This is a genomic window from Thalassotalea fusca (assembly GCF_053485835.1).
On record NZ_JBQRUN010000012.1, the window covers coordinates 68053 to 92712 of the forward strand.

Below are 24660 nucleotides of genomic sequence, written 5' to 3' on the forward strand. Positions count from 1 at the left end.
CTATTCAATATACCAATAACCCTTATTTAAAACATTAGTTAACAATTGGGTGTTTTTCAAACAGGTGGCGAAACTTTTTGCTTCTTTGGTAGTCAAAATATCTTGCCGTGCTAAACGTTTGCCAAATTCCAGTGTTAAATCATCTAATTGGAATTCATCGCCATTGATAAATAAATTTTGTGCCGTTGTTGCGGTAACTAGCGCTTTAATGCCTGATACAGGTGAGAACTGAATTTCATCGTTTTCAAGAAACTCTGTCACTTGCTCTATAGTGAATGGTTCCATTGGAATTAATAACTCGAGAGCGTGATGGCTTTGCGTTAGATATCGGGCGATGAACGAGTTGAATTTGTTCTCGTCGTTAATATTTTCCAGCATAAATGCTTTTAGTTGCTCAATATCAGTTTGTGTTAACTGTTCTGGCTGAGCTGTTGGTTTACGGTTTTGGTCACCAAAACGATTTTCGCCTAAGTTTTCATCTATAATTCTGTCGGCAAAACCAGACCATAAATCTTGACCGCTCGGCGCTTGAAAACCAATTGAAAAATTGAGTGAATTCTCAATAGACTCGCCATTGTGAGGGTGATTTGGTGGAATATAAAGCAGATCACCAGGATTAGTTACTTCATCAATAATCGGATCGAATGACGAAACTTGTTTTAAGTCTGGATGCGGTAATAATGTTTGCAAGTCTATATTGGGAGAGCCTACTTGCCAGCGACGTTGTCCTTCACCTTGTAAAATAAATACATCATATTGATCTAGATGTGCACCTACACCACCGTTGGGTGTGGAAAAACTCACCATAACATCGTCGATGCGCCAACGTGGAATAAAGTTGAACAATGAAATCAGTTGATCGGTTTCTCGTGACCAGTTGTTTACCGCTTGTACCAGCAACGTCCAGTTTGCTTCACCATACTGAGCAAAATCTTCAAATGGCCCATGTTCTACCTGCCATTGACCATTTCCATCGTGAGATACAATGCGAGATTCTATTTCTTGTTCCATCGCTAAACCAGCAAGTTCATCTGCCTCAATGGTGCCTTGAAAGTTTGGTATTGCGTTACGGATTAGCAATGGCTTTTTTTGCCAGTATTCCGACATAAATTGTTCGGGAGTTAGGTCTCCCCATTGGATCTTCTCAATCATGATGTAAGTATTTCTTATAATTAAGGACAAAAAAGGGGACATTTGCCCCCCTTTAATTTGACTTGCTATCTAGCTTAGTCTAGTTCAGCAATGAATGACACTGCACGACCAATGTAACCTGCCGGTGTTAGTTCACATAGTTCAGCTTTCACTGACTCTGGTAACTCAAGGTTTTGAATGAATTCACGCATTGATTCACTGTTAACACGCTTACCACGAGTTAGCTCTTTCAATTTCTCATATGGTTTTTCAATGCCGTAACGACGCATTACTGTTTGGATAGGCTCAGCTAACACTTCCCAGTTTTGGTCTAGCTCAGCAAGTAGGTTATTTTCATTTACCTCTAGTTTGCTAATACCTTTGCGCGTTGCATGGTACGCGATAAGAGAATGACCAAAACCTACACCTAGGTTACGTAATACTGTTGAATCAGTCAGGTCACGCTGCCAACGAGAAATAGGTAATTTTTGTGCTAAGTGGCCAAATAGGGCATTCGCGATACCTAAGTTGCCTTCAGAGTTTTCAAAGTCGATTGGGTTTACTTTGTGTGGCATGGTTGACGAGCCAATTTCACCCGCAATTGTTTTTTGCTTGAAGTGACCTAATGCAATATAGCCCCAAACGTCACGATCAAAATCAATTAAGATAGTGTTGAAACGCGCAACTGCGTCGAAAAACTCAGCGATGTAATCGTGTGGCTCAATTTGTGTAGTGAATGCGTTCCACGTAAGGCCTAATGACGTTACAAATTGTTCAGAAAATGCATGCCAGTTTACTTCTGGGTATGCCGATATGTGGGCGTTGTAGTTACCTACTGCACCGTTGATTTTACCGAGAAATTCAATGTTAGCAATTTGATCACGTTGACGCTTCAATCGCACGTATACGTTGGCCATTTCTTTACCCATAGTACTAGGCGAAGCTGGTTGACCGTGCGTACGACACATCATAGGAATTGATTGATACTCAACCGCTAATCCTTTGATATCAGCTAGAATGTTGTCGATAAGCGGCAAAAGTACGAGCTCGCGACATTCTTTTAGCATTAAGCCGTGCGATAGGTTGTTAATGTCTTCTGAAGTACAAGCAAAGTGGATGAATTCCGTAATGGCGTTCAATTCAGCATTGTCAGCTACTTTTTCTTTCAAGAAATATTCAACCGCTTTAACGTCATGGTTAGTCGTTGCTTCAATGGTTTTAACGCGCAGTGCATCTTCTTCACTAAAGTTAGCGACAATAGCGTCTAAAACGGCATTTGCTTCGTTGCTGAACGCAGGTACTTCTGCGATCTCAGCGGTGGCAGCTAACTTTTGCAACCATCTAACTTCAACAGTTACACGATACTTGATTAGACCAAATTCACTGAAGATAGGTCGTAACGCTTCGGTTTTGCTGCCATAACGCCCGTCAACTGGTGAAATAGCACTTAATGCTGAAAGTTCCATAGGATTTCCTATATTTAGATCAAATTAAAATTAAATTCTCGATAAAAGCTCTTGCGCACATTTCACAATTTTTGCACGCGAAAATAAGATGTTTCTGCGTTTTCCACCTACTTGACGCCACAATACACTAGAGCGCATTCCTGCTAACAAAAGCGCACGTATTTTGTGTTGATTAGCAGGTACTTTTAAAATTTCTTGATTGCCAGCAACTTGAATCGGCGTGCTAAGCGGACTGATTACATCACTGTAAATACTGGCTAAGCTGGCGATCAACGTTTCACTAGTGATGTCATAATGTGCCATTTGGCGTTGGCTTTGCTCAATACGCTGACCAAGTTCTGCTAATACTTTTGGTTTAGCACTCAAACGTCGTTCGATACTCATGAGGCTGACCACATAGCGTGTGATCTCAGGGTCTTTATTGGTTGATTCGTTGCCCAAATGGGACACCAGTGTTTGCAAACCAATTTTTAAGTTAGCCAAATCACCACCATACACTTCAAGTGTATTACTTGGCGAGGTAACAATGATGCTATTTAGTAACATTTCTAAATCTTGCTGATCGACTATGCCATGGCGAGAAAACTTCTGAACCCAATAAGCGCATTGGCAAATAGCAGCGAGTGTGATTGTTTGTTCTTTCATAATATATCGATAACCAGAACTAGCGGATTAAGGTATTGATAATAGCGCCACCAAGGCAGGTATCGCCCTGATAAAACACCACTGATTGACCGGGCGTTACTGAGCTTTGCGCTTGTTCAAACATGACGTCGTATTCACCTTCAACACCTGATTTACTAGGCGAAAGGGTGCAGGGTACATCGTCCTGACGGTAACGCGTTTTGACCGTACATTTAATGCTTTCTGCTAACGGCTGGCGGTTGACCAAATGTAATTGATTGGCAATTAGCCCAACTGAAAACAAGCGTGGATGATTATGGCCTTGGCCGACAATAAGTACATTGCGTTTAAGATCTTTGTCTACCACATACCATGGTTCTTCGCCTGCATTAGCCAAACCACCAATACGCAAACCTTTGCGTTGTCCAAGCGTGTGATACATCAGACCGTCGTGCTCACCTACAGCTTCACCTTCTGCTGACTCGATAACGCCTGGTTGCGCAGGTAAATATTGTTGAAGAAAGTCTTTAAATTTACGCTCACCAATAAAGCAAATGCCAGTGCTGTCTTTTTTATTATGCGTAATCAAGTCTGCATGCTCAGCGATAGCTCTCACTTGTGGTTTTTCAATGTGGCCAACAGGGAAAAGAGTTTGACCCACTTGCTCGTGGCTTAGTGTGTATAAGAAGTAACTTTGGTCTTTATTATTGTCTTTGCCACGAATCATCGACCATTTGCCGTTTTTGTACTCACGGCTAACATAATGGCCGGTAGCGATGTAATCGGCGCCTAAGTCTTCACAGGCAAATTCAAGAAACGCTTTGAACTTAATTTCTTTGTTACACATGATATCAGGGTTTGGTGTACGTCCTGCTTTATATTCAGCGAGGAAGTATTCAAACACGTTGTCCCAATACTCTGTAGCAAAGTTTATAGTGTGTAGTTTAATGCCTAATTTTTCACAAACTTTTTGTGCGTCTTCTAAATCTTGTGCTGCCGCGCAATATTCGTCAGTGTCGTCTTCTTCCCAGTTCTTCATAAACAAGCCTTCTACCTGAAAGCCTTGTTGCTGTAGTAAGTAAGCTGAAACTGAAGAGTCAACACCACCGGACATACCAACAATCACCTTAATTTCAGATGGATCACGAGTGTCAGGGCTGTTCGCACCAATAATGGAAGATAAAGAGATATCGCTAATAGACATTAATACTTCGTAACTTGATAAAAATGGCGCAAAATTATAGCACGGAGTTGTGTAAGGTAGTACCCCTTATAGGTTAGATTTTAGTGTTGATAACGGAATTTTGTTGCCAGCCAAATAATCATCAATACATTCAAGAACCATTGGGCTACGAAGTTGATTTTTTCGCGCGACAATTTCGTCATACGTTAGCCAATGAGTAGCAATAATATCGCTATCGTTGGGTGACGTTTCAGGCGGATTTTCAAAATGTACTACAAAGCAAAAACGCAAGTAATAAAGCGAAAGGTCAGGGCGATGAAAATAATAAATACCACTTAAATATTCTGGCTCTGCGCTAATATCGGTTTCTTCATGAAGTTCGCGTTTGGCAGCGTTGATCAAATTTTCTTTGGCTTCTAAATGACCAGCGGGTTGATTATATACGTGCTGACCATTCTCAATTTCTTCAACCAGTAAAAACTTGTCTTGGCAAGCTACTATCATGGCAACGGTAGTGTTCGGTTTAAATTGTTCGTCGTGCATTGAATTGCCTATTTGTTGTCTAAAGGAATTGTTTGATACGTTCACCTTTTAATAGGGTGAATTCTCCGTTGCGGATATCACTAAGTGTGAAATTGCCAATGCTATAGCGAATTAATCTCAGTGTTGGAAAGCCGATGTGTGCTGTCATACGTCTCACCTGACGATTGCGGCCCTCTGTTATTTTTATCTCTAACCAGCAGGTAGGAATATTGGCGCGTTCTCGAATTGGCGGAGTGCGTGGCCAAACGTTGGGTTCAGCGATGACTTTTACTTTAGCTGGAAGCGTCATACCGTCTTTTAATTCAACACCACTTCTGAGTTTGGTTAAGTCTTCGTCTGTTGGCTGTCCTTCAACCTGTGCCCAGTAGGTTTTTACTGTTTTCTTTTTGGGATTAGCAAGCTGATGTTGGAGCTTTCCATCATTGGTTAATAGCAACAAGCCTTCGCTGTCGCGATCTAAACGTCCCGCTGCATATACTTCTGGAATATTAATGAAATCTTTTAACGTAGCGCGATTATTGTCGTCGGTAAATTGACTCAGTACATCGAACGGTTTATTAAATAGTACGACAATGCGGTTTTTTTCATCTGGTCGTACCTTTGTGGGCTTTTGGCTGTGAAGGCGTGATTTTGCACTGTTGCGTTTAAATGTCACCTTTTCTTGCCTTTTTTTGCTTGTGTTAGTTTTCATTGGGCTATTTTAAAGTGTTATTAATTCCTATACTATGCGCGCGCAAAAAAAATTTTTGATTAATTGCATATAAATAATTTCTCGCTGATTATTTATTCATCGTTAATCATCGTTGCTAAAACAAATAGGACTAAAAATGACCACAGATTCTTCTAAAATCATTTACACCATCACTGATGAAGCGCCAGCATTGGCTACACATTCACTATTGCCAATCATTCAAGCGTTCACAGCTTCATCTGGTATTGACGTTGAAACACGCGATATCTCGTTAGCTGGTCGTATTCTTGCAAATTTTCCAAAGTACTTAACTGAAGAACAACGCATTGGTGATGCTTTAGCTGAGTTAGGTGAATTAGCGAAAACACCAGAAGCAAACATTATTAAGTTGCCAAACATCAGTGCTTCAATCCCTCAATTACAAGCGACAATCAAAGAACTACAGGCGAAAGGTTATGACTTACCTGACTACCCTGAAGAGCCGCAAAACGAAGCTGAAGAATCAATTAAGTTAACCTATGCCAAAGTTTTAGGCTCAGCAGTAAACCCTGTACTACGTGAAGGCAACTCAGATCGTCGTGCACCAGCTGCTGTTAAAAACTATGCCAAGAAAAATCCACACTCAATGGGAGCTTGGTCGAAAGACTCTAAATCTCACGTTGCTCACATGAGCCACGGTGACTTCTACGGCAGCGAAAAATCTATGACCGTTGATGGTGCTACAGATGTTCGTATCGAATATGTGGATACTGCTAGCAACATTAGTGTATTAAAAGAAAAAGTTGCTTTGGAAGACAAAGAAATTATCGACGCATCGGTAATGAGTAAAAAAGCTTTGGTTGAGTTCTTTGAAGCTGAAACTGCGAAAGCAAAAGAAGAAGACGTATTATTGTCTCTTCATATGAAAGCAACCATGATGAAAGTATCTGACCCAGTAATTTTTGGCCATGCAGTTAAAGTTTACTACAAAGACGTTTTTGCTAAACACGCGGCAATCTTCGAACAACTAGGTGTTGATGTTAACAATGGTATTGGTGATGTTTACGCGAAGATTGAGCGTTTACCTGCTGAACAGAAAGCCGAAATTGAAGCGGACCTGCAAGCGGTATATGAAACACAACCTCTTCTAGCTATGGTTGATTCAGATCGCGGTATTACTAACTTACATGTTCCAAGTGATGTGATCATTGATGCTTCTATGCCAGCGGCACTGCGTGCTTCAGGCCAAATGTGGGGACCTGATGGTAAGCAAAAAGACACCAAGTTTATGATCCCAGATCGTAACTACGCTGGTGTTTTCTCTGCAGTAGTTGATTATTGTCGCGAAAATGGTGCTTTTGATCCAACGACTATGGGTACCGTGCCTAATGTTGGTTTGATGGCGAAAAAAGCAGAAGAATATGGTTCACACGACAAGACTTTCATGGCAAAAGGTGAAGGCGTGATTCGTGTAGTTGACATTGCTACAGCTGACGTATTACTTTCTCAGGATGTTGCCGAAGGTGATATCTTCCGTATGTGTCAAACTAAAGACGCACCGATTCAAGATTGGGTTAAATTGGCTGTTACTCGTTCTCGTTTGTCAAACACGCCTGCTGTATTCTGGTTAGATGAAAACCGTGCACACGATGCAGAAATCATCAAGAAAGTGAATGCTTATTTGCCTAACCATGATACAGATGGCTTGGATTTACGTATTCTTGCGCCAACGGAAGCTTGTAAACATACGTTAGAACGCTGTGGTAAAGGTGAAGACACTATCTCTGTGACAGGTAATGTTTTGCGTGATTACAATACTGATTTGTTCCCAATTTTAGAGCTTGGTACTAGTGCGAAAATGCTTTCAATTGTACCGCTAATGAATGGTGGTGGCTTATTTGAAACAGGTGCAGGTGGTTCAGCGCCTAAGCACGTACAACAGTTTGAAAAAGAAAACCACTTACGTTGGGATTCTTTAGGTGAGTTCTTGGCACTTGCTGCTTCACTTGAACACTTAAGCAATACAACGGGTAACAGCAAAGCAAAAGTGTTGGCAGATACATTAGACGCTGCAACTGGTAAGTTCTTAGATGAGAATAAATCACCGTCTCGTAAAGTGGGTGAATTAGATAACCGTGGCAGCCACTTCTATCTTGCTATGTATTGGGCACAAGCACTTGCAGAGCAAACAGATGATGAAGAGTTGAGAACTGCATTCACAGCAGTTGCTCAAGCGTTAACTAAGCAAGAAGCTAAGATTGTTGAAGAGTTAAACAATGCGCAAGGTCCTTCAATGGACATTAACGGGTACTATTTCCCAGCGCCAGAGTTAGCGTCAAAAGCAATGCGTCCAAGCGAAACTTTCAATACAATCTTATCTAGCTTGTTATAAGATGTGTTGCATGAGTTATATGTAAAGTTACTATAGATAACTCGATAAATTTAGAAGCCAGTTGTTAGTAATAACAACTGGCTTTTTTATTGTAAAGCAACAGGTAGTTCTGATAGTTTTGTACTTATTTAAATAACGAATAACCACATGTACTACTTCGCTTATGGCTCAAATATGTCGTTAGCCAGAATACAGGCAAGAATTGAAGCCGTGCCAGTTAAAGGCTTCTTTCAGTTGCCGGGACATTCTTTGATCTTTAATAAGGTTGGAAAGGATGGTTCAGCAAAGGCAAATATTATGCCTCATTCAACACACAATGTGTTTGGGCGGTTATATCAGTTATCTGACGAAGACAAGTCAACGTTAGATGCAATAGAAGGGAGCGGTTATACTTGCCAGCGAGTTTCTGTAAAAAACAATAGTGGTGAACTAATACAAGCCTATTGCTATATAGCAATTAATATCAATCGCGCAATGCGGCCATTTGATTGGTATTTGACCCATATTCTTCAGGGAGCTATAGAAGCAGACTTACCATCAGATTACGTTTCTTATTTATCTTTAATCAACACAGTAGAAGACCCTAACATGCAACGTAAATCGAGTGAATTAGCTATATATTCATAACGGGCGTTGATAAAACCATTTCCCCATTCAAATGTGGCTTGTTATCATTTGGCCCAATAATTAATAACAAGTAGATACAGTAAAATGAATCCCGTCATAGACGTTTTCTGGCGTTTCTTAATGCTAGGGTGTGTGAGCTTTGGAGGCCCAGTTGCGCACATTGGCTATTTTCAGCAAACCTTTGTCAAAAAGCTTAAATGGATAGATGAATTTGAATATGGTCAACTTGTTGGGTTGAGCCAGTTTTTACCTGGGCCAGGTTCCAGTCAGGTAGGTTTTGCATTAGGGCTAAAAAGAGCGGGATTATTAGGTGGAATAGCTGCCTTTCTTGGCTTCACGCTCCCATCATTTATCTTGTTGTGGTTACTATCTTACAGTGGATTAGAACAATCAGAAAATGTGCTGCTGTACGGTGCAGTTACAGGATTAAAGCTTTTTGCGGTTGTGATTGTCGCTGATGCAACATTTAGCATGTTTAAGTCATTTTGTAGTGAAAGGCTAACAATAAGTATTGCCGTATTTTCAGCGTTTACTTTGTTAGCTATTCCGAGTTTAGTGAGTCAAATCTTAGTGCTTGTTATCGCGGCGATTGTTGGTGTTAAGTCTTTACAGCCAGCGGATGGTAATCAGCAGGGTAAGCTTCGCATTCACTCGTTATCACTGGCTATTTTTGGTATCTTGTTTTTCGTTGGTCTTGTCCTGTTTAAAGACAATTCGTTGTGGCAGTTGTTTAGCCAGTTTTATCAAGCAGGTAGTTTGGTGTTTGGTGGTGGTCATGTTGTACTCCCACTTCTTCAAGAGTTAGTGGGAGAGCAACTTTCCGCTGATAGGTTTTTACTTGGCTATTCCGCAGCACAAGCCGTACCTGGGCCGATGTTCTCTTTGGCTAGCTATTTAGGTGCTGAATTACTGCAAGATATGCCACTTGTTGGGGCGTTAGTTGCGACACTAGGCATCTTTTTACCGGGTTTTGTTTTGATTTACGCGTTTTATCGTTATTGGGATATTGCTGCTTTACCGTCTAATGTGAAAGGCGCCATGATCGGTATTAACGCCGCCGTTGTAGGCATTCTTTTTTCAGCGTTATATCAACCTGTATTTATGTCGGCAGTGGCTTCAGGAACAGACTTAGCCATCGCGCTACTTGGTATTTATGCATTAAGAGTCGTTCGCGTGCCAATTGCAATATTAGTAGTCGCATTTGCATTAGTGGGTGTTGCGCTTGCAATGTAGCTTAACCATATTCATCAAAAAATTAGCATGCTTCGTCAAATAGTTGGGTATCAGTTAGATAGTGAAGAAGAAGGGCAGTGGTTAGCTAAACTATCTTGTCACCATTTTCGACATATTCGCCACAATCCTCCTTGGCAATCACGACCTTGGACGCAAACAGAAGCGGGGCGAAGTGAGATGCTAGGCCAGCAACTAACCTGTGTAAAATGTGATCAAGGCAAAGAAGAGGATTGGTAGAATTTAATGTTCGTTAAATATTTATATGAAGCACTTATTGGCGGTCAATATTGACGAATTTCATTAAACTAACAAGATCTTTCAACTATTATTCAATCGCTTACAAGATTTTAATAAATTTTTTGTTAACCTGTGTAATAAATCAGTAAGTATAAAGACTACATATGGAAACAATAACAAAGACACGGAGTTTGTATGACTGTTGATTTGAGTCAACCGATTCAAAGCCAAGATCGCTTGGTGAACATAGATATTATTAGAGGAATCGCGTTGCTGGGTATTTTAGTGATGAATATTCAGGCCTTTTCTATGAATTTTGCCGCTTACATGAACCCTACGGTTTATGGTGACTTAACTGGGGCAAATTATTATGTATATTACTTTTCACATTTATTTGCTGATCAAAAATTTATGTCGATTTTTTCGATGTTATTTGGTGCCGGTATTGTGTTAATGGCACAAAATATTGAACGAAAAGGTGGAAATGCTAAACGAATCCATTATAAACGTATGTTTATTTTGGCTTTAGTGGGTCTGGCGCACGCTTACTTGTTGTGGTTCGGTGATATTTTATTGCCTTATGCTTTAGCAGGAATGGTTGTGTTTTTGGCGCGTAACAAGTCACCAAAGTTCTTGTTGATTACTGGGACCAGTTTGATTGCCATTTGTGGGCTACTATTCTGGTCAGTTAGTATGGCTGTACCTTTTATGTCTGAACAAGAATTAACTGAAATGATGGCGATGTGGTCACCTTCAAAAGAATTAATCGCTCAAGATATTGCTGCGAATCAGGCTTCTTGGGTGGGGCAAGCTGAGCAACGTATTAATATGGCGGCTATGGCGCAAGGCAATGTATTATTCTATATGCCGCGTGTTATTGGTTTAATGATGTTTGGTATGGCGTTGTTTAAGTTAGACTTTTTTGGTGAACGTTTTCGCACTAAATCGTTGTTAATTGCTGGGGTGAGCGCCTGTGCAATTGCATTGTATTTGATTACAACAGGTGTTGAAGCGAGCTTTGCCAGAGGGTGGGACTTAACCACAATGTTTACAGAGACCCAATATAACTATTGGGGCAGTATAATTATGGCTTTGGGCTATATGTGTTTACTTGTGTGTTTTTGCCGTTCAACTGTATTGAGCAAATTAAAGGCATTGCTTGCTAATGTGGGGCGTATGGCGTTGACTAACTATTTGTCTCACACAATCATTTGTTGCGTTATATTTTATGGTTGGGGCTTAGGTTTTTACGGCACATTTGAACGTACTGAGCAAATAATGCTAGTGATGGCTATTTGGCTGTTTCAGATATTTTTCTCAACATTTTGGATGAATAGATACCGATTTGGTCCGTTCGAATGGGTATGGCGTAGTTTAACTTATGGTAAACTTCAGCCGTTGGCTAAGTTAGAAGTCGCCACGAATTAAGTTGAATTATTACCTTCATCAATATTTGCGAAAATGCCAGTTAAGTGATTAACTGGCATTTTTTATGGAAAAATAATTGTTAAGGGATAAATGCAATGCATGAAACAATGTATGAAGCGGTATTGAGATTTTGGTTCCAAGAACTTGAACCAGAACAATGGTGGAAGAAAGATCAATGCGTTGATCGAGCAATAGAAGAACGATTTGGTGATTTACACACGCAAGCTGTAAAAGGGGAATTGTTTTCTTGGCGTCATCATATTCGAGGTCGACTGGCGGAAGTCATAATTCTAGACCAATTCTCTCGTAATATATTTAGAGATCAAGCGCAGTCATTTGCCTATGATGGCATGGCCATCGTGCTTGCTCAAGAGGCTATCGCGACAGGTCAATGTAGTGAATTAACGCCTATAGAACGCAGCTTTTTGTACATGCCTTATATGCATAGTGAATCATTACCTATTCATGAAGAAGCAGCTAAATTGTTTGCAGACAATGGAATTGACGCTAATTATCAATTCGAACTAAAACACAAAGTAATTATTGAACGCTTTGGCCGCTACCCACATCGCAATGCAATTTTAGGAAGAGAGTCTACTGAAGCCGAATTGGCATTTTTACAGCAACCTAATTCTTCGTTTTAAGCATATACTTAATAGGTAATGTGAAGTGAGTTATTTGTGTATGTATGTTTAAAGTCATACTCTTAGTTCTTGTTTGCGCAACAAATACTGTTGTAGGTCAGGATAGAATTACTGTCCTAAGTGAGTCTTGGCCGCCATTTATTTACCATAAAGATGGTGAAGTTATTGGCTTAGTCGCAGAAAAAGTAAGAGAAGTGCTTGATCTTACCAAGCTAGAGTACCAAATTAAATTACTGCCTTGGGCGCGTAGTTATCAACTTGCGCGTTCTACACCCAATACGCTTATTTTTTCTATTTTTCGATCTCCTGAAAGAGAGGTATTGTTTCATTGGTTTTGTCCTATTATGCCTGCAGAGCAAGGGTACCTTTATCGTTTGGCTCAAAACCCATATTACCTAGCGTCGTTACAAGATATTCGCCAATATAGAATTGGTGTAATGCGTGAAGATCTCTCTCATCAATTTTTAAGAGATAATGGGTTTATTGAGCGAGTGAACCTTGATTTGTCGGCAGATGAAGATATTAACATTAAAAAATTGTTCAATGGACGAGTCGATTTTGTCGTGCAATCTCCAAGTGCGATTAAATTTAGATTAAATGCTCTGGGTTTATCACCTGATGTTGTCGTTGCCGAACGTGAACTCATGCCTGGTAATAAACAACAACATTGTATGGCGCTAAATATCGACTCAGATCCGGCGCTAGTTAAGCACTTGCAGGCGACATTTGAACAATGGACTGAACATCAAAATGCACATAAGTAATTAACGATCGCTTAAAATCTCTTTTTAATAACACTAGACAAAAATGATAGAAAAATTATTACGTATACGATACTAAATTAAATTTAACTCTATCATTTTATGCCACTTTTCAGAATATTGACTAAAATCATACATGAACTAATTGTGTTATGTTGATTACAGTCAAAACTGCATGTTCATTTTACTGTTAACTTGATTAGTAATTCGTACTTAGTGCCAAATATTCTTAAAAAATTGGCATAGCATTAAAGGCTTAACCAGGGAAAGCATATGATTACTCCATTTAAGACGAAACAAACGATTTGTGCAGTTGCAATTACTTCTGTTGTTCTTCCACTTCATGCCGAACAAGTAGACACGTTTGGCGACATGTTTGCTAAATCAAACTTTGACTTGAATTTTCGCTATCGCTACGAGCATGTAGACCAAGATAGCATTAAAAATGAAGCGAAGGCATCAACTTTGAAAACACGACTAACGTGGAAAAGTGCTGCATTTAATAACTTCTCGACAACAATTGAAGTTGATAATGTATTAGTTGTTGGGGCTGATGACTACAATGATACTCACAACGGAAAAACAGATTATCCGGTTGTCGCTGACCCAAAAGGAACGGACTTAAATCAAATTTATCTTAGCTATAAAGGCGAAAAAGGGGGCTTTACTGGCGGTAGGCAGCGAATATTACATAATAATCAGCGGTTTGTTGGTGGTGTAGGCTGGCGTCAAAATGAACAAACATATGACGGATTACGTGTTAGTTACGCTGTTCATGAAAATGTAAGCTTCGATTACAGCTATGTTGTGAATGTGAATAGAATCTTTGGTCCCGATGATGGTGCACAACCTGCTGATTGGGAAGGGGATTTTCATTTTATTAATAGCAAATGGAAAGTTGCCAAAAAGCATAATTTTTCAGCTTTTGCGTATTTTTTAGATAATGAAGACAATGTTGCGGCATCAAGTAATACACTCGGTTTTGACTACTCGGGTGACTTCGATGTTTTTGTAACTAATGTTAGTTACGCTGTTCAAACTGATGCGGGCGATAACATGAATGATTATTCGGCTAACTATTATAAGGCTGAATTTGTTTCTGGTCTAGAAAATCTCAAGCTAATCGCTGGTATAGAAATACTAGGTAGCGATAATGGTGTTGGTTTTGCTACGCCGTTAGCAACATTACATGCGTTCCAAGGTTTTGCCGATCAGTTTCTTTCTACGCCTGGCAATGGTGTTGAGGATTTCTATATTACAGCAAAAACTAAACTTAAAGATGTCAATTTTACATTAACGTACCATGATTTTAGTTCTAGCAAGGGCAGCATTAATTACGGTAGTGAGATTGATTTGACTGCAGCTTTTGCTGTAACTAAGAAAATTGGTGGTCTGGTAAAATTTGCGAGCTACGACGCCAAAGAGCATAACACCGATACGACCAAAATATGGTTAATGGGTACATTTAAGTTTTAGTACTCGCACCTAAGCGGTATAAATACCGCTTAGCGATTAACTAAGTTTGCAATAAAGTTAGCGGTTTCATCGGGTTGCTCCATTGGAAAACAATGTCGTTTACCAAAGCTATGAACGTTGATGCCGCTATTAAGCCGCAGCGCTTTGTCGACTGAAGATTTGATAAATGGGTAACTTTTTTGCGCGGTCACTATATCAACTCTTACACCTACTTTTTTGATTTTACTCCACAAGCCCCGTGGATAACTACCAAAAATCTCACCTTCCCATCGAGGATTACACGCCAGTTTGACACCGTTATTCATTGTTATGGTCGCGGATTGACAGAAATCTTCTAATGCCTGCGGATGCCAATGACGGTACAGCGCCTTTTCTGATAGGTAATGTTTCATTTGTTCAATACTTTGCCAATATGATTGACGGTTGACAACGGCCTTTACTAGTGGTGAGTGCGGCCAAAGGTGGGTTTTTCTGAGAATTTTTTGAAACGCCATCACAGGACGATTAAATATCGGAGGGTCAAGTAAAATGACTCGTTGAAAATATTCTGGGTGTTGGGCTGCAGCCATTAGCGTTAAAACGCCGCCTAGAGAATGTCCTATGCCAATGATACGGTTGTGATTAGTAATCGACATTTGGTTTGCGACAGCATGATATACGGCTGAAGCCATTTCTTGCCAATCAGGCATGCGATGTTTAGGTTGTTCTGATTTACCATGGCCAGGAAGGTCTGTTATACAAGTTGACCAAGACGCAGGTAAGCTTCGAGCCATTTCACTTAGCGTTAGCCCCGAAAATCCTGTACCGTGCAACAAATGTATACGATGGCTTTCATTTTCCGCCCGATGTAAATAGCCAGAGAGTGTATATCCATAGGGCGTTAAATGTTGCCAGTGATTGTAAGTCTTGTCGTGAGATGTCAATGTACTCATCTTAAAATCAAACGCTTGTTTAATATTTTGGGAAGTTTACGCAAATAATTGCGATTAAGCTATGGATATTTAGACACAACTAAGAATGCGAACTTACTTAAACTATAAATAGTTATCAGCTTAGTTACCTAGCTGATAACATATTCTATTAAATCAAATGATTAGATGTTAGTTATTAATGAGCTGTAAGCGGCTTTGGTCAAAGAGTTTAATATTTGACAATTGATAAGGGGGCGTCACGTTACCTGATGAAAGGATGGTCTTATCAAATACCAGGGTTAACTCGTGCTGACCTGGTGTTAGGTAATATGCGGATCGGCTAAGCATAACGGCTTTATTTCCTTCTCCTTGTCGATTACCTGATACCACAGCGCTTATTTCATATCGACCTTCGCTAGCTACATCAATGCTAAAAGTTGCCCCTTCGCTTTTAACTGTGGGTGTAGCCGTGATTTTTGCCGTTGGTCGAGTATAAGCAAATGCAATTTTATTGTTCCGCATTATTGTTTTGCCCGCCACGTGGCTTGTAGTTTGTATATGAAGTTCATGTAATGTGCCTGGTCTGTGTTCTACGTCAATGTTTTCTGGTACTTTGATATATAATCCCTGTTTACCGTAGTTAATGTTAACTTCGTGCGTTTCACCCGTTGGAAATCTAACCGTGGCTTTTCGTACTTGTTTAGCCCTACGTTCCGCATCACTTGTCTTTTGGGCAAGCTCATTACTTAAACTCATTTGGAAAGGAATTGAATCTCCTTCAACAAACGATTGCTTTTCGATTTCCATTACCGCTTTGTAAGGCGATTGCTTTTCTTTGACGTTGATAATGAATCGCTCGTCTTTTGGCAAAGGCTGATTTACGGCGAGTTGATATAAACCCATTGGTAATTGATCACTAAGTGTTAGTGCACTGCTATTAGGGAACATATTAGCGGTTGCCAATTGTTCTGCTGTAACAGTAGACTTAAAAGGTGAGTTAACCACTTTACCGTGATGGAGCAATTCAACCCATTCGGGCGAAATATTTTGTGTACTAACATGAAATGGTTGTTTTTTACCCGAAATACGTATAAGTGCATTTTGGGCGGATATATTAATAGGTACACCTTTTGTAAGTTCTTCGCCCGTTACTTCAAACCAATATTCGTCGCTAACATCGCGATAGGCTAATAGGTTCTTGTTCGCTAATAGCGCTTGTTTAATAGGCGAGCTAAAGTGAACAGTTGTTTTATCTATATGTTGTTCAGGTGCCGGTAATGTATGAAGCGTTGAGTTATTCGCTTTGAGCATAAGTGGAACCATTGCTACAAGTGTTATAGCAAATACGCGTGGCTTTGTATTAAATAGCTTATTCATTTTGGCTTCCTTATATGTCATCGCGAATGATAGTGTGCAAATTGAAACAGTCACGTCGACTTTGTTGATGACTGAGCGGTTCACTGCCTCGGGTTCGTTGCTTGTCTTTGAACCAAGTGACGCCTGCGGCCTGTTGTGAAGAGCAATTTAAGAAGCCATCTGAACATGAATCTAACCAATTCTGTGTTGTCTCGAGTGCAACTTGGTATTGGTATCCTGCACAATAGCTATCACCATCCCAAAACGCAGAATCAACATCTGAACCTACTACTGTTTTAAATGTAGCCGGCAGTGCAGGCCTACCACTTGTTCCATGCAACCAATTTTGATTGTAATAATTCATCCAGCTTACTTGTTGCTGGGTGACGGCATCAGAATCATATCCCAGTAACCAACCTAAAGATGTCTCGAATACGTTTCCTTGTTTTACAGCATCGGCTAATGGCGTACCGGCACTCGACGGGGCAATAGCGATGACTTTGTTTGTTTTATTGATGATGGCAGGGTAACGACTATCGTATGTTGGATTAGATAGGATCCAACGCACTACATTACCCCCGTTAGAGTGCGTTACCATAGTTAGTTGGGTTATTTGTTTGTCGTTGATAAAACTCGTCAATTGGTTTGCCAGGCATCCTGCTGCTTGAGTGTCCCACATGAATTGATCGAAGTCGCAATTTATAACGGTGTAGCGGCTACTATCATTAAGCCCCGAACGAATCGTATTAACAAAATTTGGATTCCAATAATCGTTATACGCATCGGTTTGTTTACCCGTACCATGAATAAACGCAATACCATCATTTGCGAAAACATTGCACGCTAATGACGGAAGCAAAGCTAGGCACGTCATTGCAAGATAGGTGTTTTTTTTCTTCTTCATTATTTTCCCTTATATTGTTGTAATAATTGGTCACACCTCTGTGGTCTTACCATTTGAGGTGTGTAACATTTTTATAACAGTGATTTACACTTTTGCAAGTTAAGCAAGGCTAAAAAATGAAGGAATTTGGCTGTATTTTCTTTTGAGTGTATTAAGTGAAAACTCTAAAATTGTGGTAGCACTCTGCTGTGCTTATTTGCGTAAAAAGTAAAAACAACTGATGTGTTTGAAAAAAATATTTGTCGAGTTTTGGCTAAGAGTTACTCTCAGTTAATATCTTGATGGCTGCTTTTGATATTTTGTAAGGTTATGAAAAATATCTTTTTATCTTGGATTTGTTGTAATTTAGATGATGTGGGATATCTCACTTTATAAGTAATCTATTGAAAAGGTGAACAAAAAAATGAGCGTACAAGTGTGCACATTTGTAATTGTTGTTAATTCTTGAGGTTATTAGTTATTACTTTAAAGCGTTTGTTTTAAATATTAAATTCAACTGTACTCCAAAAACTCTTACCGGTGAATTTTCCTTTCCATCCTTTCAGCAATAGTTCTTTTGCGATTAACATATTTGTTACAACGTGGCCGAATACAGCGACTCTTTCTTGCGTTTTTGCCAATTCAGCGAGCGATTCAGCGGCTAACTTTGCTCGATGTTTGCCGCTTTTGTATGATTCGACGTGTCCATGAATACCTAAGTACCATAATATGCCATTAAGGATTATCCACGCATAGGCACTTATTATGAGCGGAATTTTGACTTGCGGGACGTCCATTTCTCTTAATTTATCCAATACTAAATCTGGTGCTTTACCTGAACAAAGTCCAGCAGAATGAATCGCTCGTGGGAGATCGCTTGAAACAACAAAATACTCTTTGACGCGATCTTGCAAACTTACGGGAGGTTCGCTGTCGTTACTAACATTTGAGGCATTATAGTCCTCTATCCATTTGGCAAATCCTTCTGCGGAAAGCCATTTGTTTACTGCACTTTGTGGTTTACCGTGTCTTATTAGTATTATTTCCATGACATTACTCCTTAAATAACGCTATTTTCTATATTCGATTTAGATACCTATGTTTTGAATGGTGGATGGGTAAAGTTTGTACCCCAAAATTTTAACGACTAATAATCTGCGTTTTACAAGTGAGCAGGTTGGTCGCATTTTCAATAATGTTGATTCGTGAATTTGATTTATGGCGTGTACAAGCCGCAGGAATTTTGTGGTCGTCACTATGCTACTCAGCGTGACCAAGTTGTTTGTTTTGCGCTTCGTATGCGTTTTCAATTTAGTCAGCGCTTTGTATATTTTAGGTGCGTTACACCTTGTTTGAATATCCATTTCCCATATCTGCAGCAATTTTTTACAGCGTGGTTTTTATGGAGATGCAGCCTCGTTGTGGCGTTTTAGGTTGCTACATCAGTTTTTGTCCAATTGATTTAAAGTTAGTGGGGGATTGGGAAAAGATCAAAAACATTGGGTTTTTATATAAAAATGGTATTACACATTGTGAATATGTTAGGTTTTTGTATAAATGAAGTGGCTTTCTTTAGTAAAAGCTTAGGGTTGGTGGAAGCGCTTTTATAACCTACCTATAAACGCTTATTACGTTGCATAATAAATGAATCATAAAAACAAGTGCATCATAAAAACAAGTTACAGCTTAATGTTTTTATGATGCAGTGCGAGGTTTAAATCTGAGTTTATTTGATTAACTCTTAATGCGAACACGAGCAAGCATTAGCAGAGCAATGCCTGCAATCATTAAGATTGATGGCTCTGGTATATCATGATGCGTATGAATTGCGAGTTTGAACGTAGGTAAATCATTCGCATTATTGGTATTAAACTCACTCATTAGGTTAAAAATATCAATAAATGAATGAATCTCGTGTGGCCCAAAGAAAAATCCTAATCCTGGCAGACCGCCAAATGAAGTGATATCGATCATTTGATCTGGTGAATCGCCCCACATTAGCCATAGTCCAGTGATGTAGCCATCCATTGGAATACCTAGAAATGGATCTAGCCACCAATCGAGATCCTCAAACCAAAGCTCCCAAGGATCTGGTGGAATTTGTGGGCAATCAATTTCACAAACGGTTGGTTGTTGATAAAACTCAAACATCATGGCTTCACCCTGAATGTCAATATCAACGAAAATATCAAAAAAGCTATCAGGCGCATTTGGTATAGGAACAGGTGCTGCTGATACTAGTTGCAGCGCAACAATTTCGATATCAATTGGTTGTGGCGGTGATGGAGCAGGGTCACGTACAACAATGGTATCACAGTCTTGTACAGTGATTTGTTGTCCTTGCCCTTGCATGGCAGAAAAGCAGATATCATCACCAATGAGACTTGCTTTGCTGTAGAGGCTGACACATACGATGAGTATAGTGCCTAGTAGTTTTACTACACTGAACATCCTATTCATGACGCATTCCTCCTCTAAATAATGTTAAAGATGAAGGTAAACTTATGAACATTGTTATTGTAAGCATAACTTGTTCCTGTCTAAGTAAAATATTGACAACTAGGGTTTATTTATAGTGGGGAGATTTTGGATTAATAGATTTGTAAAAATTCCTGACAGTTACTATCGTTTATGATAGTTGATGAGGTGTCTGGTATTCGAAGGTAATAAAATGGGAAATCAATCAATAGAAGAATAGTGCGGGTAATCAAAAATTACCCGCAAATTGATTAACGAAGTATGTTAACTTTGACGTTCAACCGCCTTTTTAGCTTGTTTTTCTTGTCGTCTTTTCTCAATAATGTGTTTAATATCGCCACCGATGTGCTCTTCACCACGCATTTTAGCAAGCGCAAGTTGTCGCTCTCGCTCTTCAAAACGTGCTTTTTGATCTTCGCTAATCTTATCAATACATTTAGGACAGCTCACACCTCGAACATAATGCTCGCTCTGCTTTTCCTCTTCAGTTATAGGCATTCTGCACGCGAAACATTGATCATATTGGCCTTTGTTTAGGTCGTGATCTACAGCGACACGACCATCAAACACAAAGCATTCGCCTTCCCACATGGTTTCTTCTTTGGGGACGTCTTCTAAGTATTTTAAGATACCACCTTCAAGGTGATACACTTCATCGAAGCCTTGTTCTTTCATGTAAGCAGTTGATTTTTCGCAACGAATACCACCTGTGCAAAACATTGCGACTTTTTTGTGTTTAGTATTGTCAAGATTTTGCTTAACGTAATCTGGAAACTCTCTGAATGTAGTCGTGTTTGGATTGACCGCATTTTTAAAGGTACCGATTTCTATTTCGTATTCGTTACGTGTATCAACAAGCAGTACGTCAGGATCAGATATTAGCGCATTCCAGTCTTTAGGTTTTACATAAGTACCAACGGTAAGTGTAGGATCTATGCCTTCCACTCCCATTGTGACAATTTCTCTTTTGAGTTTAACCTTTGTACGTTGAAACGGATTTTCATCGCTGTATGAGTTTTTATAGGTAATTGGGTTTAGATGTTCGTCTAATTGTAAGAAGTTAAGTACGTTATCAATGCCAGATTGTGGTCCAGCAATTGTACCGTTAATACCTTCATTAGCTAACAGCAGTGTCCCTTTAACGCCATTTTCTTCCATAGTTTTAAGTAGCGGGGCACGTAACTCTACGTAGTTTTCAAGACGCACGAACTTATACAGTGCGCAAACTGTGATGTTTTTACTCATGTTTTACCTTGTCTAGCGGGGTAGGTCGCAAACCTACAGCCAAAATACACTCTTGCAAATACGCAAGAATAATTCGAGCGGATTTTATCAAATGCAGACGTTCAATTGCAACCTTACGCATTAAATTTGGCATTGGTGCCAAATTTGATTTGTCCTAGGTCAATTTTGCAATACGTAGAAGATAAATTCTTGTTGAATGGAAGTAGGCTCTGTCATGCATTTTACGCTCGGAGCCAAGAAGATAGTCATGTTAGTTGCCGCGATGAGTTGATTACTCCGTGTTGTCAAAAATCGCTCTGTGCATACGTTATTGTGGTGATCTAAGAGACAGAGATTTGCCAGTCCTTTTTCGTCAAGCCAGCCTAAGTGTTGGCCAGATTTTATTGGCCTGAAATTTAACGCGTCGATATCTTTTCTCAATGTAACCCCTGAATTTCCTTCGTCAAGCTCACTGAACGATAGTTTACTCGTAGGACTGAGCATTAATCTTTTGGGATGTAGCAAGACGTTAGCTGAATTATTCTGCACATAACGGTGATTTGCATCCGCCAGTAATTCTATCCCATATAATGCAACTTCATGGGATTGTGGATCTTCAGGACTTCCCGTGTAAACTGCTAAATTAGTACAGTCAAAATTTAGTGTTTGTAGTCTGTCTGGCATTTGTTCCGAAAGTACAATTGTTTCAACAAAGCATTGAGCTACGCCCACCGACTCATTGTTTAATGAGGCTGCGCAAGCAAATGCAGGGCTATAGCTTGGCGTATTGTGCAAGCTAACCACTATGGCTGGCTTAACGTCTCGTATTGACGATTCAATCAATTTAGCTCGTTTAAAAATGCCATGGTTAAAGCCCACACCAAAGCATTGTGTTAGCGCAATTTGATTAGGCAAGTGTGAGTTACTAAGAAGTGGCGTGAGTAGGGCAGCTTCCACTGAGCAGAATATGAAACGAAGATTGTGGTAAGGCTTTGTACCAATTTCACGTTCTGTTAACCAACGATGAATCGCTATCAACCCGCTTGGTTCGTTACCATTAATCAGTGTAATAACGACGCACGTTTTATTTGTATTTTTACCGGTAATATCAACTATGGTGGGACCAGTTAAAGATAATAGAAATTGATAAGGATCTGCTTTTAGTACACTGGTGTTGGGATCAGTTAATATTGACAGCTCTGTATAATCATTCTGCATGATGGCGGCCTTATATTACCCATTATTCGAAAGTATTCATAACCTACATTTAGCAACATCTAATAGCTAAGCGCGACGGAATTGTTTCTAGCACCACTGCAATTTTCTATTACGATTTTGTGCTGTTAACTTTGGAGAGCTTGACATATTCTTAAGCTATTGAGTTTGACTAGAATCAATATTTGTTAGATTCATCCCGTATTTAGGAGGGGGAATGGACACTTTGGTCGATAAGATACTTTCACAGGTCGAGAGTGTAGTTATTGGGAAGCCTAATCAGGTAAAGCTTGCATTGGCGTGTTTGCTAGCTGATGGGCACCTGCTTATTGAAGACCTTCCTGGTATGGGGAAGACTACGTTGGCACACGTACTGGCGACAACGTTGGGCTTGAGCTACCAACGAATTCAGTTTACTAGTGACCTGTTGCCAGCAGATGTGATTGGTGTATCGATTTTCAATCAAAACAAACATGCTTTTGAATTACATCGTGGACCTATTTTCAATCAAGTTGTGTTGGCAGATGAAATCAACCGCGCCAGCCCAAAAACGCAAAGCGCATTGCTAGAGGCAATGGAAGAGAACAGTGTGAGTATTGATGGCACAACGTATGGGTTACCCAAACCTTTTTTTGTAATAGCTACTCAAAATCCTACTTATCATGCTGGCACATTTCCTCTACCTGAATCTCAACTGGATCGTTTTACCATGAGAATTTCGCTAGGGTTTCCTGATGTAGAAGCTGAAAAGCGAATTTTACGTAGCAATATTAATAATTATGACTCGTTAAAAGCGTGTATTTCTGTAGACGAGCTTACGGCGATTCAGCAAGCAGTGGCTGATGTTCATGTAGCAGAAGTGATATTTGAATATGTAATTGCTTTGTTTCAGTACAGCAGAGATGGCAGTTTTAAAGTTAACCCACTGTCACCAAGAGCAGGTAAGGCGCTTCTTGCTTCAGCGAAAGCATGGGCATTTATGCATTTACGAGATCATGTTTTGCCTGAAGATATTCAAGCGGTATTCTCGTCTGTTTGTTTACATCGTTTGCGTCCAACGTTGTCATTTGATACAGAAAAAGGCAAAAATGTTGCTCAACAAATTCTTGCGCTGGTTGATACCGTTCAACCGCTTTCTAAGTGATGAATGTGATACCTCAAATGCTGTTCAAATTACGCGAATATTTTCGTGTCAAATTTGAGCGATGGCTTGCTAATCGATTACATTGCGACAATGTGCAAAAGCTGTCTAATCGTAATATCTATATTTTTCCTTCCAAACTAGGCACGGCATATATTGGTTTTGTTGTATTGCTTTTTATTTTGGGGACAAACTACCAAAATAATCTCATTTTGCTGTTTAGTTATGTATTAGCCAGTTTTTTTGTCAGCGTGATGTTGCACACGTTTTTTAATTTGTCTGGCTTAAAAATAGCTGCAGAGGATGAATATCGTTTATTCAGTAAGCAAGATGGCGATATTAAACTGCGCCTATGGTCAGACAGAGCAAAATATGCGTTGTCGTTATCACTTGGAGCAAATGAAAATCACCTTACTGATATTTCACGTGGCAACCAAGTCGTGCATGTTAATTATGTTCCATCTAAACGTGGAATCTTCAATATTGAACGAATGAATGTTTTTAGTCGATATGCATTTGGCTTGTTTCATTGTTGGTCATATCTTCAATTCAAGAGCCAGATTATCGCCTATCCACAGCCAATTGAAATTACACAATCTCAGTTTGATCATTTGTTATCACTAGCTAAGCAACATCAAGACGCACTACCACAATCACCGTTGCAATCATCGGGCTACTTACAAGGTGAAGATTTCTCGGAATTGAGACGGTATCAAATAGGGGAGCCTATCTCTCAAGTGGCATGGAAAAGCGTAGCAAAAGGCCAGCCGTGGATGTCAAAACATTATGAGAGTGAATCTTCAGATAAACTGATGTTTTCATTAAATCAAATTTCAGAGCCGAACATAGAAACTAAGCTTGGGATATTGTGTTTTGTATTATTAAATTTGCAACGAAGTAATAGGGAGTATGGGTTGAAACTAGACAATATAAATGTTCTACCAGCGAGTAGTGATGAACATTTGCAGCGATGTTTAACGTTACTAGCAGAGTACAAAGGATAAGCTTGTAAAGCTTGCTGGCAAAGAGGAATCGAA

At 39.7% G+C, this 24660-nt stretch carries 23 protein-coding genes; 10 read left to right on the top strand and 13 right to left on the bottom strand.

The genetic code is table 11. The features are described 5' to 3' along the window. The 6 genes from ACSLUK_RS14455 to ACSLUK_RS14480 all read right to left on the bottom strand — a co-directional run bounded on the left by ACSLUK_RS14455 (position 1) and on the right by ACSLUK_RS14480 (position 5638). Entirely contained in the window at positions 1-1152 is a 1152-nt protein-coding gene (locus tag ACSLUK_RS14455; protein WP_448549375.1) for a JmjC domain-containing protein, read from the bottom strand. Positions 1153-1226: 74 nt separating this feature from the next. After that, positions 1227-2597 (bottom strand): adenylosuccinate lyase, encoded by a 1371-nt coding sequence (gene purB / locus ACSLUK_RS14460; RefSeq protein WP_448549376.1) that lies wholly within the window; start codon positions 2595-2597, stop codon positions 1227-1229. Positions 2598-2627: 30 nt separating this feature from the next. Next, the gene (gene hflD / locus ACSLUK_RS14465) at positions 2628-3242 is read right to left on the bottom strand and encodes a high frequency lysogenization protein HflD (RefSeq protein WP_448549377.1); all 615 of its coding nucleotides are present in this window, start codon (positions 3240-3242) and stop codon (positions 2628-2630) included. Positions 3243-3261: 19 nt separating this feature from the next. Next, positions 3262-4425: a tRNA 2-thiouridine(34) synthase MnmA gene (gene mnmA / locus ACSLUK_RS14470; RefSeq protein WP_448549378.1), complete on the bottom strand. Its 1164-nt coding sequence runs from the start codon at positions 4423-4425 to the stop codon at positions 3262-3264. Positions 4426-4491: 66 nt separating this feature from the next. After that, positions 4492-4947: an NUDIX hydrolase gene (locus tag ACSLUK_RS14475; RefSeq protein ID WP_448549379.1), complete on the bottom strand. Its 456-nt coding sequence runs from the start codon at positions 4945-4947 to the stop codon at positions 4492-4494. Positions 4948-4966: 19 nt separating this feature from the next. Continuing rightward, positions 4967-5638, bottom strand: coding sequence for a pseudouridine synthase (locus ACSLUK_RS14480; protein WP_448549380.1), 672 nt, complete (start codon positions 5636-5638; stop codon positions 4967-4969). Positions 5639-5774: 136 nt separating this feature from the next. Between ACSLUK_RS14480 and ACSLUK_RS14485 the strand changes: the two genes are divergently transcribed. The 8 genes from ACSLUK_RS14485 (at position 5775) to ACSLUK_RS14520 (ending at position 14415) form a co-directional block, all read left to right on the top strand. Beyond that, a complete protein-coding gene (locus tag ACSLUK_RS14485) occupies positions 5775-8009 on the top strand; it encodes an NADP-dependent isocitrate dehydrogenase (protein ID WP_448549381.1) in 2235 nt (744 codons plus the stop codon). 147 nt (positions 8010-8156) lie between these two features. Then, a complete protein-coding gene (locus ACSLUK_RS14490; protein WP_448549382.1) occupies positions 8157-8636 on the top strand; it encodes a gamma-glutamylcyclotransferase family protein in 480 nt (159 codons plus the stop codon). 84 nt (positions 8637-8720) lie between these two features. Further along, positions 8721-9869: a chromate efflux transporter gene (gene chrA / locus ACSLUK_RS14495; RefSeq protein ID WP_448549383.1), complete on the top strand. Its 1149-nt coding sequence runs from the start codon at positions 8721-8723 to the stop codon at positions 9867-9869. 27 nt (positions 9870-9896) lie between these two features. After that, positions 9897-10106 carry a DUF3565 domain-containing protein gene (locus ACSLUK_RS14500; protein WP_448549384.1) on the top strand — a complete coding sequence of 70 codons (210 nt, stop codon included), beginning with the start codon at positions 9897-9899 and terminating at the stop codon, positions 10104-10106. Positions 10107-10301: 195 nt separating this feature from the next. Continuing rightward, positions 10302-11534, top strand: coding sequence for a DUF418 domain-containing protein (locus ACSLUK_RS14505; RefSeq protein WP_448549385.1), 1233 nt, complete (start codon positions 10302-10304; stop codon positions 11532-11534). Between the two features lie 95 nt (positions 11535-11629). Beyond that, positions 11630-12178: a DUF924 family protein gene (locus ACSLUK_RS14510; RefSeq protein WP_448549386.1), complete on the top strand. Its 549-nt coding sequence runs from the start codon at positions 11630-11632 to the stop codon at positions 12176-12178. 44 nt (positions 12179-12222) lie between these two features. Continuing rightward, on the top strand, positions 12223-12942 hold the full coding sequence (locus ACSLUK_RS14515; RefSeq protein WP_448549387.1) for a substrate-binding periplasmic protein: 720 nt from the start codon (positions 12223-12225) through the stop codon (positions 12940-12942). A gap of 270 nt (positions 12943-13212) precedes the next feature. Then, positions 13213-14415, top strand: coding sequence for an alginate export family protein (locus ACSLUK_RS14520; RefSeq protein ID WP_448549388.1), 1203 nt, complete (start codon positions 13213-13215; stop codon positions 14413-14415). Positions 14416-14444: 29 nt separating this feature from the next. On the opposite strand, the gene ACSLUK_RS14525 is transcribed toward ACSLUK_RS14520, so the two are convergent. From ACSLUK_RS14525 to ACSLUK_RS14555, 7 genes are all read right to left on the bottom strand, one after another. Beyond that, the gene (locus ACSLUK_RS14525) at positions 14445-15347 is read right to left on the bottom strand and encodes an alpha/beta hydrolase (protein WP_448549389.1); all 903 of its coding nucleotides are present in this window, start codon (positions 15345-15347) and stop codon (positions 14445-14447) included. Positions 15348-15515: 168 nt separating this feature from the next. After that, positions 15516-16703 (bottom strand): DUF4785 domain-containing protein, encoded by a 1188-nt coding sequence (locus tag ACSLUK_RS14530; protein WP_448549390.1) that lies wholly within the window; start codon positions 16701-16703, stop codon positions 15516-15518. A 10-nt stretch (positions 16704-16713) separates the two neighbouring features. Beyond that, entirely contained in the window at positions 16714-17556 is an 843-nt protein-coding gene (locus ACSLUK_RS14535; protein ID WP_448549418.1) for a lipase family protein, read from the bottom strand. A gap of 509 nt (positions 17557-18065) precedes the next feature. Further along, a complete protein-coding gene (locus ACSLUK_RS14540; protein WP_448549391.1) occupies positions 18066-18614 on the bottom strand; it encodes a histidine phosphatase family protein in 549 nt (182 codons plus the stop codon). Between the two features lie 685 nt (positions 18615-19299). Further along, on the bottom strand, positions 19300-20025 hold the full coding sequence (locus ACSLUK_RS14545) for a hypothetical protein (protein WP_448549392.1): 726 nt from the start codon (positions 20023-20025) through the stop codon (positions 19300-19302). A 282-nt stretch (positions 20026-20307) separates the two neighbouring features. Continuing rightward, entirely contained in the window at positions 20308-21288 is a 981-nt protein-coding gene (gene trhO, locus ACSLUK_RS14550; RefSeq protein WP_448549393.1) for an oxygen-dependent tRNA uridine(34) hydroxylase TrhO, read from the bottom strand. A 159-nt stretch (positions 21289-21447) separates the two neighbouring features. Further along, the gene (locus ACSLUK_RS14555) at positions 21448-22485 is read right to left on the bottom strand and encodes a M14 family metallopeptidase (RefSeq protein ID WP_448549394.1); all 1038 of its coding nucleotides are present in this window, start codon (positions 22483-22485) and stop codon (positions 21448-21450) included. A gap of 214 nt (positions 22486-22699) precedes the next feature. Here ACSLUK_RS14555 and ACSLUK_RS14560 point away from each other — a divergent pair, with 214 nt between their 5' ends. Together ACSLUK_RS14560 and ACSLUK_RS14565 are read left to right on the top strand one after the other, a co-directional pair. Then, a complete protein-coding gene (locus ACSLUK_RS14560) occupies positions 22700-23626 on the top strand; it encodes an AAA family ATPase (protein ID WP_448549395.1) in 927 nt (308 codons plus the stop codon). 17 nt (positions 23627-23643) lie between these two features. After that, complete coding sequence (locus tag ACSLUK_RS14565; RefSeq protein ID WP_448549396.1) at positions 23644-24627, top strand: DUF58 domain-containing protein; 984 nt, start codon at positions 23644-23646, stop codon at positions 24625-24627. Positions 24628-24660 lie beyond the last annotated feature (33 nt).